This window comes from Aestuariivivens marinum (genome assembly GCF_022662175.1).
In the GTDB taxonomy this organism is placed as follows: domain Bacteria; phylum Bacteroidota; class Bacteroidia; order Flavobacteriales; family Flavobacteriaceae; genus Aestuariivivens; species Aestuariivivens marinum.
Genome location: NZ_JAKMCR010000003.1, coordinates 32,787 through 45,179, shown reverse-complemented (window position 1 = coordinate 45,179; position 12,393 = coordinate 32,787). Strand labels below are relative to the sequence as shown.

The following is a 12,393-nucleotide window of genomic DNA, read 5'->3' as shown; positions in this document are numbered from 1 at the left end:
TTTGAATATAAATATATTGACAATGGATAAATTACTATCAAATATTAAAATAGCTGTACCAGAAAAGATTTATATCAAGGATCCTGAGTCTTCTTCCTTAGGTAAACGAATAATACAACACAGTATTAAATTAATAGATGAAATGGGTTTTGAAAGTTTTACATTCAAAAAATTAGGACAGGAAATTAACTCCAATGAAAGCTCTATATATAGGTATTTTGAAAGTAAACATAAACTATTATTGTATTTATCGTCTTGGTATTGGGCTTGGATCGAATATCAACTGGTCATTGAAACATACAGCCTTACTTCTATTAATAAACTTACTAAAGCAATTGAAATTGTTACGAGAAGTATTAAAGAAGACTCTAAATACTCCCATATTGATGAATTAGCTTTAAATAGGATCATTATCAATGAAAACTCTAAATCCTTTCTCACTAAAGAGGTTGACAATGAAAATAAAGAAGGGTATTTTGAAATATATAAGCGTATCGTTCACCGCCTTAGGGATATGATATTCACAATAAATCCAGATTACAAGTTTCCTTCAAGCTTATCAAGTACTATTATGGAAGCCAGTATGCATCAACATTTTTTAAAAGACCACTTTGTATCTATGACTGATTGTAATACAACTATTACCCCAACTGAATTTTTAACGGATCTTGTTTTTAAAACCATTAATGCATAACTATGGAAAAAATGACACTTTCACCTTGGAAACGATTTCTAGGTTTACTTCAACTAGAAAAAAAGGATATACAGCAAATATTTTATTATGCTATTTTTTCTGGTGTTGTAGCCCTTTCACTCCCTTTAGGAATTCAAACAATTATCAACCTTATTCAAGGAGCTGAAATATCAACATCCTGGCTCATTTTGGTAATATTGGTCACACTAGGTGTTGCATTTTCCGGTGCACTACAAATTATGCAACTACGCATTATTGAAACTATTCAACAGCGTATATTTTTGCGTTCATCTTTTGAGTTGAGCTATCGCTTTCCAAAAATAAAAATGAATGCACTAAGGAACTACTATCCTCCCGAATTGGCCAATCGTTTTTTTGATACCCTAACGATTCAAAAAGGACTCTCAAAAATACTTATTGACGTACCCACAGCTATTTTACAAATTTTATTTGCTTTAATTCTGTTGTCCTTCTACCATCCTTTTTTTATCATTTTTGGTTTATTGTTGTTAATCCTTATTCTTATTGTTTTTAAATACACGGCAGAAAAAGGATTACGTACAAGTTTACAGGAATCTAAACACAAATACCGTGTGGCCCATTGGATTCAGGAAGTTGCACGTACAGTAGTTAGTTTTAAACTATCTGGAAATACAACTTTAGCCATAAATAAAAATGATATTTTGGTTAACGATTATTTAAATGCCCGAGAAAAGCATTTTAAGGTATTAATAAGTCAGTTTACTCAAATGATCGGTTTTAAAGTTATAGTAACTGCAAGCTTGTTGTTAATAGGTGGTGCTTTGGTACTTAACCAAGAAATGAATATAGGACAGTTTGTTGCTGCCGAAATTATCATAATACTTGTCATTGCTTCAGTTGAAAAATTAATCTTAGGTCTGGAATCATTTTATGATGTCCTAACATCTATAGAAAAGTTAGGGCAAATTGTTGACAAAGACTTAGAAAATTTAAACGGTGATACACCTGACTATAAAAATGGAATTAGTATTGAATTTGACAACGTATCTTACAAAGTTTCCAATAAGGATAACCCTATTATAAATAACATATCCCTTAAAATAGACACAAAAAGTAGAATCATTATAAGGGGAGAAAGTGGCTCAGGAAAATCTACTTTATTACAATTAATATCAGGAATCATTCAACCTACATCTGGCAATATACACATAAACAATTTGTCCATAAATAGCTTAAACCTTAATCATTATAGATCTCAATTAGGATTATCACTAACCGAAGAAACCCCTTTTGAAGGTACTATTAGGGAAAATCTAACTTTTGGAGACCCAAAAATTACAGATAAAGCCATTTTTCAAACCTTAACAGATGTTGGGCTTTTAGATTTTTTAAAAGAACAACCCAATGGCCTGCAAACTGTTTTATATCCAGACGGGAAACATATGTCCCATACAGTGTCTAAAAAAATTGTTTTGGCTAGGGCCATTTTAAAACAACCACAAGTATTGATTTTGGAAGATGCATTAGATAGATTCAATAGTAAAGAAACCAATGCCATTATTGATTATCTATCAAATAAAGATAGACCTTGGGGGCTAATTGTAGTTAGTAGCAATACTCTTTGGAACGGCAAATGTAAAGAAGTAATAACCTTAGAAAAGGGAGAAATTAAAACTGTTTAATCTATGTTGAATATTTCACACAATCAGTTAAATAAAAAGGTAGATTTAAGCATCTTTAAATCTGGAAAAAATATATTAGACAAATCTTATTACAAATACTTTAATAGGTTTTTAATTGTTGCTGCATGTATTGTACTCATTGTTTTGTTTTTACCATGGACACAAAACATAACGGGTAGAGGGCAAGTAACCACCTTAAAACCAAATCAGCGACCACAAACGATCCAATCACAAATACCAGGCCGTATTGAAGAATGGTTTGTACAAGAAGGTGATTTTGTAAAGCAAGGTGATACCATATTAAGGATTTCTGAAGTTAAAAGCGATTATTTTGATAACCAATTGGTTGAACGAACCAACAAACAAATTGAAGCAAAGACCTTATCATTAAATGCCTATCATAATAAAGTTGAAGCTTTAAATACGCAGATTTCAGCTTTAAAAACTGAACAAAAGTTAAAATTTCAACAAACTAAAAATAAATTGTTGCAAGCCAATCTCAAGGTTAAAAGTGACAGTATAGACTTAGAGGCTTCAAAAACAAATATGGCAATAGCCGAAAGACAATATAACAGGGTTTTAACCCTTCAGGAAGAAGGATTAAAAGCTGTAAAGGATGTTGAAGAAAAACGAATGAAACTTCAGGAAACTCAAGCAAAACTAATAGCCCAAGAAAATAAGCTTTTAACCAGTAAAAATAATGTTATAAATGCACAGTTAGAGCTTACTAGGGTTAACCAAGAATATGTAGACAAAATATCTAAAGCACAAAGCGATATGTTCACAGCTCAATCTAATAGCTTTGATACCGAAGCCCAAGTCACAAAGTTAGAAAATAACTATACTAACTATAAGGTTAGAAATAGTTTACTATATGTTACGGCGCCCATTAACGGATTTATCAACAAAGCACTAAAAGGTGGTGTTGGAGTTACTTTTAAGGAAGGTGAAGAGTTGGTTGGTATCATGCCAAAACAATTTGATTTTGCCGTAGAAACTTATGTAGAACCCATAGACCTTCCCCTTCTACATATTGGTGAAAAAGTACGAGTTCAATTTGACGGATGGCCTGCTATTGTGTTTAGTGGTTGGCCAAATGTAAGCTATGGTACCTATGGGGCTACAATAGTGGCTATAGAAAACTTTATTAGTGACAATGGCAAATATCGAATTCTATTAGCCCCGGATAAAGATGACAAAGAATGGCCCCAAGCCATTAGAGTGGGTTCTGGTACCAGAACCATTGCCTTATTGGAAGATGTTCCTATATGGTTCGAACTATGGAGACAGATAAACAGTTTTCCTAAAAATTATTACCAACCAGTTGACAAATCAGAGTTTAGTACTAAAGACTTGAAGTAATAGCAAATGAAATCATTAATTTTCTATATTTTAGTTTTTATTAGTGGAAGTTTGGTCGCTCAAGAAAGTTCATCTGTAATAACACTTTCAGAGTATTTGAGCTATGTTAAAAAATACCACCCTATTGTAAAACAGGCCAATTTGGTATTAAACGAAAGTGAGGCTAAACTATTAAAATCTCGTGGTGCCTTCGATCCCAAATTAGAAGTTGATTACAATAGAAAGACCTTTAAAAGTAAGGAATACTTTGATAAGTTAAATGCTACGTTTAAAATTCCAACCTGGTATGGCATTGAATTTAAAGCCAGTTTTGAGGAAAACGAAGGGCTGTTCTTAAACCCTGAAGCAAATGTCCCAAACGAAGGGTTGTACAGTGCTGGAGTATCAATACCTGTTGCTCGTGGGCTCTTAATAAATAGCCGAATGGCTGTACTTAAGCAGTCTAAATTATTTTTGAAACAGGCAAAAGCAGACAGGCAACTTTTGATAAACAACATTTTATATGAAGCTACATTAACTTATTTTAAATGGCTTCAATCCTATAATGAAAAGCAAGCATATAAAGAATTTTTAACAAATGCAGACATACGTTTTAATGGCATAAAAAAAAGTTTTGAAGCTGGTGAGGCTCCTGCTATTGATACTCTAGAGGCTAAAATAGCATTGAACAACAGAAAATTAAATTTAGAAAAAGCAAGAATTAAGCTTATTAAATCGGCTCTGGAGCTTTCAAATTATTTATGGCTTAATGAAGATACCCCTATAGAAATTAAAGACAACATCATACCGGACACTAATACATTGGAAACAATTGGCAATACTCTAAATGTTTCTGATGTTATCATTGATTATGGTGATTTAAATAATCATCCAAAACTAAAATCCCTTAACTATAAGCTAAAAGGCTTAAATATTGAGAAACGATTAAAGTATAATAACCTATTGCCAAAAATAGATTTGCAATACAATTTTTTATCACAAACACCTGAGCTTTTAAGATCATTTAGTACTTCAGCATACAAAAGTGGTGTAAATATTAGTTTTCCATTGTTTTTAAGAAAGGAACGCGGTGATTTAAAATTAACCAAACTTAAAGTGCAAGATGTTCAATTCGAACTAAAAACCACTGAAATAACTTTAAAAAATAAAATTGAAGCTATAAAACAAGAGATATTATCCCTCCAGCAACAAAACAAACTTACGAGTGAAATAGTTGAAGATTATAAAACTATGTTACGTGCAGAGGAACGCAAATTGTTTTTAGGAGAAAGCTCCTTGTTTTTGATAAATTCAAGGGAATCAAAACTTATTGATTCTAAATTAAAGGCAATTACACTTGAAAATAACCTGTTAAACACAACAGCAAGCTTTTTCAATATTTTAGCACTTTCAGATGATCCAATTGTTAATGAAAAAAAGGACTAATTAAGGCCTTTTAAATTTTAAAGGTCATAACTGGCAAAGTAGCATGGTTAGCCACATCCTCACTTATACTCCCTTCAAAAAAGTGGGCAATACCTTTTTTGCCATGGGTAGACATGGCTATTAAATCTGCCCCAACTTTATTGGCAAATGTTAAAATACCTTCTTCTACAGTGTAATCACTAACATAACTTACATTGTCTAATCTTTCCAAGTTACCATCAGCTTTTGTTAAAAAGTTAGTCACATTACGTTCTATTTCAACAGAACTTCTAAATCGGTCATTTGGTAAGTTTACATGTACCAAGTACAATTTTGTTTTCATTTTGTCAAATAACTTTGTGGCTTTAATAAAGGACTCTATGCTTTCATTCGAAAAATCACAAGCATAGACCACTACCTCAAAGTTAACTTCTGGTAATTCCTTTTTTATCACTAAAACCGGAATTTCAGAATGACGAACTACCCGTTCGGTATTAGAACCTACAAAAAATTCTTTAACTCCACTAGCACCATGTGATCCCATCACAATAATATCGGCATTATGCTTCTTAGCCACTTCATTTACTTCACTAAATACTTTAAAGTGCTTTACTATAGGCTTGATTTTAACATCCTTTAAATAGTCCTTTTTAAGAAAATCATCAAAGCGTTGCTCTGCCAATTTTAAAAAATAAATCACTTTTTGAGGGTTTTCACCACTAGCGGTCAACAATACTTCTGACATTTCTAACATGTGTAAGACCAACAATTCTGCATTGTTTTTTTGTGCTAATTTAGCTGCTGCTTTCAAAGCGTATTCCGAGTGTTCTGAAAAGTCTATAGGTACAATAATTTTTTTCATAATTTCTTTGTTTTAGATTCCCAATTACATGGGAATTTCAATTTTAAAGGTTTGCTAGGAGTTAACTTTGACAATTTCTTTGTCTAATCAAACAGTCATTGAAAACAGTTTGGTTTCTGGTTGTTTCCTCTTTAACAAAACGTCGAAAGCCATACAAATATTACGAACAAACGGTCTCCCCTTTTCAGTTACTTCAACATAGTTTTCACCAATAATGATGAGCTTATCTTTTTCCATTTCCTTAAGCTCAATAATAACATCGGGAAGTTCATTAAAATACAATTCATCTATAGTCCAAGACGTTTTAAATTGGCACATCAAGTTAAGAATATGTTTACGAATAATCAAATCTTCCTTATTTAAAATATGTCCTCGATATACAGGAATTTTATTTTCGCTCAACAAATCATAATAGCTTTCAATGTCTTTAACGTTTTGTGCAAAACCGTACCAACTATCGCTAATGGAAGACACGCCCAACCCAATCATAGCCTGTGTTTTAGAAGCAGTATACCCCATAAAGTTTCTATGTAGCTTTTCCAAAGCCATTGATTGGTATAAGGTATCTGTTTTAAGTGCAAAATGATCCATACCAATTTCTTCATATCCAACCTCAGCCAATAACTGTTTGCCAATTTCGTATTGTTGCCGTTTTAATTCTGGTGATGGTAAATCAGAATCTTTAAACCCACGTTGTCCATTACCTTTAATCCAAGGGACATGTGCATAACTATAAAACGCCAAACGATCTGGAAGCAAGGCCTTTGTTTTTAAAATGGTTTCCTTGACATGCTCCAAAGTTTGAAAAGGCAAACCAAAAATAATATCGTGCCCAACCGATGTATAACCTATCTCTCTAGCTAATTCCGTAACCCTTTTCACATGTTCAAAAGGCTGAATCCTATGTATTGCTTTTTGTACTTTTGGATTATAATCTTGCACCCCATAACTTACTCTTCTGAAACCCACATTATATAGCGCCTGTAAATGTTCTTTTGTTGTGCTGTTGGGGTGGCCTTCAAAACTAAACTCATATTCCGTCTTAAGTTCAGCATCTTCTAAAATACCATATATTAAGCGCTTTAAGTTCTCTGGGCTAAAAAAAGTGGGGGTACCACCGCCCAGGTGAAGTTCCTTTATTAGGGGCTTTTCATTAAAAAAGCTCCTGTATAACTTCCATTCTTTTAAAACGGCATCAATATAAGGAAATTCAACATTATGCTGTTTTGTAATACGCTTGTTGCAGCCACAAAAAGTGCATAAGCTTTCACAATATGGCAAATGAATATAAAGGCTTATCCCTTCTTTTAAATTACTTTCTTGAAACGATTTAACTAGGGATTCCTGCCATTTCCCTACCGAAAATGTATTATCATTCCAGTAAGGTACCGTTGGGTAACTGGTATAGCGAGGTCCCGCTACATTGTATTTATTTACTAATGAACTTAACATACCTAACAATTATAAAACAAAATTAAGCCTTACCAAATTTTAAAAACATGATTTATGTCATATCTAAAATTTGCAATTGGGATATTATTGCCTTAACTTTCATCAAAATTTTAATAAAAAAGCTATCCTAATAAATTTTTAGTTTAAACACAAAAAATTACAAATTATTATTAACATTCGATTTAAAAAACGTGATTAATATGAAAAAATCAATGATTTTAATTGTTACTTTATCTCTAATTTTTGCTTTTAGTTGTAAAAATGAAAAAAAAGAAGATAAAAAAACTGTAGAAAGTGAGACAATTGTTGAAAAAGAAATAACTGATAAAAAAGAAAAAAAGCTAATAATAGCACTTGAAGCAAAAAGTGAGAGTAATGTTAGTGGGCAAGTTACTTTTAAAGAGGAAAACGGTACTGTAACCATGACTGCCATGATGAGTGGTTTAGAACCCGGCAAACATGCTATTCACTTACACGAAACAGCTGATTGCTCCTCAACTGACGGAAAATCATCTGGTGGACATTGGAACCCAACGTCACAACCTCATGGTAAATGGGGGGATAGTGCTGGTTATCACAAAGGTGATATAGGAAATTTTACAGCAGACGACAAAGGAAACGGACTTATCCAATTTTCAACCGATGAATGGTGTATTGGATGTGATGACGACACCAAAAATATTTTAGGTAAAGCAGTAATTGTTCATGCAGGTGAGGACGATTTAATCTCACAACCATCAGGTGCAGCAGGTGCCCGCATTAGTTGTGCTGGCATTATAGAATAGTTATACTTTAAATAAATAGCAGCCTAATTAATCATAAATATTAGGCTGTTTTTTTATGAATCCGTATTTCCTTTCTATTAAATTCAATAATATTTTCTTCTTTGAGTTCATTAAGTAAAACATTAAGTGTAGGTCTGGACGTACCAATTAAGCAAGCAATATCTTTTTGGGTATAGGGATGATGTATAACCTTATCCCCTGTTTTTTCACAATCATATCCATAATCTGCGCAAAGTTCATCTAAAAACTCCAATAGTCTGGTCTTGGCATCTTTAAACAACAATAACTGTAAACGCCTTTCTAATCTCTTTAGTTTAAAACCGATAATTTTATATATTTTAAAACTAAAGCTTTGACTGCTGCGCATTAGGTCTAGTATTGTATCAACTCCTACAGGACAAATACTGGTTAAATTGTCTATCGATTGAGCAAATTCTTCTCGTTTGGACTCACCCAAAATAGCTGTTTCTCCAAACAAATCTCCTCGTGTTAATATAGCTTTTACTACCTCTGTTCCATCTTCATTATAATAACCAATCTTAACTTTTCCTTTTTCGATAAGATAAACCTTATTGGCAGAATCTGCTTCAAAATAAATATAATCCTTCTTTTTATAAGCATCAAAATCGTGAGATGCTTTATAAGCTTTAAACTTATGAGGGCATAAGATTTTAAAAAGATTTACATCATCAAAAAACCAAAGTGATTTCATTAAATTTAACTTATAAAGATTAATAAAGTTTTAAGTCGGTAAAAGTAATCCAACCTAACAGATAAAACTAAAAAACCTCCATTAAGGAGGTTCTATATAGCTATATTATATTGATTTGTTATTTCAATGTAAATTCAGATGAGGATACTAAATCTTTTTCATTAAAGACATTAACCACGTAACGTCCTTTTTCAAAATCCTTATTATTGGTAGTAACAAATTCACAGATATTAAGATTGGCATTTTCATAATTAAACTTACTAACAATACTATAGTTTAATGTTTTTTCATCAAATTGTACCTGTTCGTTCAAACCAAGGGTATTGTTTTTTGGGTCGATAACCTGAATATACAATTCTTGATCTCCTGCTTGTACCAAAGCATTTTTTGCAACAGTAAAGCAAACTCTAATTTTGTCTGTACGACTTGCCCTTTCAGTTGGAATTAATTTTCCTGATGTTCTTTCAATAACTCCGAACCCTTTTAAACCTACGGTAGATAGTACTGCAGCGTTTTCAACAACTTCAGCTAAAGCAGTGTTTTGGACTAAAAGGGAATCGGTAAAAATAGTACGTTCTTCAAGCCTAACTCTTGTACTGTCTAGAGATGTGGCTAAATATGAGTTTTCCACTCTTAATGAATCGTTTTGGGCCAATAGTACATCCATTTCCTTTTGTAGGGATAAATACTTGCTTTTGTATCGCCATAAACTTTTCACATTAGTTTCAGAGATTTTTAATGAGTCTATCAACCCTTGAATACGCGCCCTAGCCTCAACCAAATCGGCATTGGCGATTTCATTTTCACTAATAGCTTCGTCATACTGCTTGGCCATAGCATTTAAATCATTCATAACCAATTGTTTTTCTTCGGTTAATTGCTTTTTGGCATCATTACTTTCTTGATACAAATTCATTGTATAAAATGCTGTACCTAAAAATAACACTAAAGCTATACCTAAAGCTACTTTTAACCCCATACTGCTTTTGTTACTTTCCATAATTGCTTTGTTTTTAAATTTATTAATATTAATTCTTATTCCTTGAATGTATAAGTAATAATTGATGTATTTTTATTTAGTAAAAAATTTAATTAACCGTTATTTGTGGATAAACTCATTTTATTTAATAATCAACAAAAAGCCGAACTACTTAATAAACGTTCTGGTGAATCCAAATTTGGTGAACATGTTCAAATACTACCTCACATTTCCAATATATACGAACAACTTAAAGATTTGGATGTTAGGTATATAATTTTTGGTATTCCAGAGGATGTTGGCGTATTTGCCAATTATGGAAAACCAGGCGCCTCAAAGGCATGGGAAGCCACACTTAAAACCCTTATAAACATTCAGAGCAACCCGTATACCAATCCAAAAAAAGCTTTAATCTTGGGCCATCTGGATTTTAGTGAAGAGTTAGAAGAATTAGCTAGGTTAAACCCAAATAAAAGTAAGCATATTAAAATAGCACGCTCTTTGGTGCAAACTATAGATGCCTATGTTACCAATTTAGTCTATCAAATTGTTTTGGCAGGGAAAACACCTATAATTATTGGTGGAGGTCATAATAATGCTTATGGGAACATAAAAGGAACATCTCTAGCTTTAAACAACAAATTAAATGTGGTAAATTTTGATGCTCATTCCGATTTTAGACCAGAAGAAGGTAGGCATAGCGGAAATGGATTTAGCTATGCCTATGCTGAAGGTTTTTTAGAAAAATATTTTGTGTTTGGACTTCATGAAAATTATACTTCGGAAAATTTGTTTAAATCTTTAAATAAGTTCAAGTTTATAAAATTTAACACGTTTGAAGCTATTGAGGTTAGAAAGGAACAAAGTTTTAAAACTGAAGTACAAAGAGCTCTAAATCATGTTAAGGACAAACCTTTTGGGATTGAAATTGACTGTGATGCGATTCAGGATATTCCTAGCAGTGCCATGACTCCTAGTGGTTTTAGCGTTAATAAAACACGACAATTTCTAAATACTTTTGGACAACATGAAAACGTATGTTACTTACATATATGTGAAGCTGCACCAACGAAGAAAACAGTAACGCAAATTGGCAAACTTATTTCTTATTTGATAACCGATTTTATTAGGGCCAATAGCTGTTAATGGTTTGTGTTGAAAAATAAAATGCAATGAATTTAAATCTACATGTAGCAGTTTTTATTTCCAATAACAGTGATAAATATGATCTTATTGATACCATTATTTCGGGTAATAGTATAGTTGAAGTAAAGGGTCTAAAAGGTGGCTTGTTTTCAGAAATTACAGTAAACAAGTATATAGAAGAAGAGCGGCGTCATGGCCATTTTGATATTAAGACCATTTCCAATAACAGTCTTGAGCATTCTTCTGCAGGTGAAAGAAAAAAAGCCTTGTTGACTCACATTATTTCTAATAAACCTAATTATATTATTGTTGACAATATCTTTGACAACCTAGACGCCAAATCACAAAGAGATATAGTAAATACACTTGAACAATTAAGTGAACAAACATTGATTGTACAAATAGCCAATAGGAAATGTGATATTCTTTCTTTTATAAAAAACATCTACTGTTTACAGGACAAAAGCCTAGTTTTGGTTAACGATTTAGATGACTTTAAGAATGTTGGTAAAAAGAATTTTACTATTTCCATTCCAAAGCCTAGTCATCAAATTTTACCCGATTTCAATCCATTAGTAAAATTTAAAAATGTAACTGTTGCTTATGGCAATAGAACCATTGTTAAGGATATTACATGGGAAATAAACAAAGGAGAGTTTTGGCAACTTTTAGGTCCCAACGGTTCTGGTAAAAGCACCTTGCTGTCACTTATAACAGGTGATAATATTAAGGCATATCATCAAGATATTACGCTTTTTGGAGTAAAAAAAGGAAGTGGTGAAAGCGTCTGGGACATTAAAAAAAAGATTGGCTATTTATCTACCGAATTGGTAAGGGGCTTTTCCAGATTGGATTCCATAGGCAATATGATTGCATCTGGATTTTTTGATACTATAGGTTTATACCAAACCCCTACATTTGAACAAATAGAAATAGTTCGACAATGGCTTCATGTATTAAATATGTACGAGATAAGAAAACGTCCTTTTTTATCGTTATCCTCAGGCCATAAACGTTTAGTCTTAATTGCAAGAGCCATGGTAAAGCATCCACCATTACTCATTTTGGATGAGCCCTCAATAGGTTTGGACGATAATGATGTGGCTTTGTTTTCAGAGTTGGTCAATAAAATTTCAAGTGAAAGTGATTCGGCTATTTTGTACGTATCCCATAGAAAGGAATTGGGACTAAACCCTGACTTTATGTTCCAGTTGACACCAGATAAAATGGGGTCTACAGGAAAAAGAGTTCAAGGTTGACTGCATTCATCTTACAAAAACAATATGTTTACGGAAGTTTTAGAAACTTAAACAGTTCTAACTTAAGTAAGCTT

11 protein-coding genes are annotated in these 12,393 nt (G+C 32.4%); 7 read left to right on the top strand and 4 right to left on the bottom strand.

What is annotated here, in order from left to right:
* Nucleotides 1-22: 22 nt before the first annotated feature.
* From MR053_RS09520 to MR053_RS09505, 4 genes are read left to right on the top strand one after another with little or no spacing between them, the layout of a single operon-like run.
* Nucleotides 23-694, top strand: a complete 672-nt coding sequence (locus MR053_RS09520; RefSeq protein ID WP_242132215.1) for a TetR/AcrR family transcriptional regulator — start codon at nucleotides 23-25, stop codon at nucleotides 692-694.
* Between the two features lie 2 nt (nucleotides 695-696).
* On the top strand, nucleotides 697-2,358 hold the full coding sequence (locus MR053_RS09515) for a peptidase domain-containing ABC transporter (protein ID WP_223548145.1): 1,662 nt from the start codon (nucleotides 697-699) through the stop codon (nucleotides 2,356-2,358).
* A gap of 3 nt (nucleotides 2,359-2,361) precedes the next feature.
* The gene (locus tag MR053_RS09510; protein WP_242132214.1) at nucleotides 2,362-3,720 is read left to right on the top strand and encodes an HlyD family secretion protein; all 1,359 of its coding nucleotides are present in this window, start codon (nucleotides 2,362-2,364) and stop codon (nucleotides 3,718-3,720) included.
* 6 nt (nucleotides 3,721-3,726) lie between these two features.
* Nucleotides 3,727-5,145 carry a TolC family protein gene (locus MR053_RS09505; protein ID WP_242132213.1) on the top strand — a complete coding sequence of 473 codons (1,419 nt, stop codon included), beginning with the start codon at nucleotides 3,727-3,729 and terminating at the stop codon, nucleotides 5,143-5,145.
* 10 nt (nucleotides 5,146-5,155) lie between these two features.
* Here MR053_RS09505 and MR053_RS09500 read toward each other — a convergent pair whose 3' ends face one another.
* Complete coding sequence (locus tag MR053_RS09500; protein WP_242132212.1) at nucleotides 5,156-5,986, bottom strand: universal stress protein; 831 nt, start codon at nucleotides 5,984-5,986, stop codon at nucleotides 5,156-5,158.
* 87 nt (nucleotides 5,987-6,073) lie between these two features.
* Nucleotides 6,074-7,438: an oxygen-independent coproporphyrinogen III oxidase gene (gene hemN / locus MR053_RS09495; protein WP_242132211.1), complete on the bottom strand. Its 1,365-nt coding sequence runs from the start codon at nucleotides 7,436-7,438 to the stop codon at nucleotides 6,074-6,076.
* 200 nt (nucleotides 7,439-7,638) lie between these two features.
* Between hemN and MR053_RS09490 the strand changes: the two genes are divergently transcribed.
* The gene (locus MR053_RS09490; RefSeq protein ID WP_242132210.1) at nucleotides 7,639-8,223 is read left to right on the top strand and encodes a superoxide dismutase family protein; all 585 of its coding nucleotides are present in this window, start codon (nucleotides 7,639-7,641) and stop codon (nucleotides 8,221-8,223) included.
* Between the two features lie 40 nt (nucleotides 8,224-8,263).
* On the opposite strand, the gene MR053_RS09485 is transcribed toward MR053_RS09490, so the two are convergent.
* A complete protein-coding gene (locus MR053_RS09485) occupies nucleotides 8,264-8,935 on the bottom strand; it encodes a Crp/Fnr family transcriptional regulator (RefSeq protein ID WP_242132209.1) in 672 nt (223 codons plus the stop codon).
* Between the two features lie 118 nt (nucleotides 8,936-9,053).
* The gene (locus MR053_RS09480) at nucleotides 9,054-9,935 is read right to left on the bottom strand and encodes a chromosome partitioning protein ParA (RefSeq protein ID WP_242132208.1); all 882 of its coding nucleotides are present in this window, start codon (nucleotides 9,933-9,935) and stop codon (nucleotides 9,054-9,056) included.
* A gap of 105 nt (nucleotides 9,936-10,040) precedes the next feature.
* On the opposite strand from MR053_RS09480, the gene MR053_RS09475 reads away from it, so the two are divergent.
* Nucleotides 10,041-11,060 (top strand): formimidoylglutamase, encoded by a 1,020-nt coding sequence (locus MR053_RS09475; protein WP_242132207.1) that lies wholly within the window; start codon nucleotides 10,041-10,043, stop codon nucleotides 11,058-11,060.
* Nucleotides 11,061-11,086: 26 nt separating this feature from the next.
* Nucleotides 11,087-12,319, top strand: a complete 1,233-nt coding sequence (locus MR053_RS09470) for an ATP-binding cassette domain-containing protein (RefSeq protein WP_242132206.1) — start codon at nucleotides 11,087-11,089, stop codon at nucleotides 12,317-12,319.
* Nucleotides 12,320-12,393: the final 74 nt, after the last annotated feature.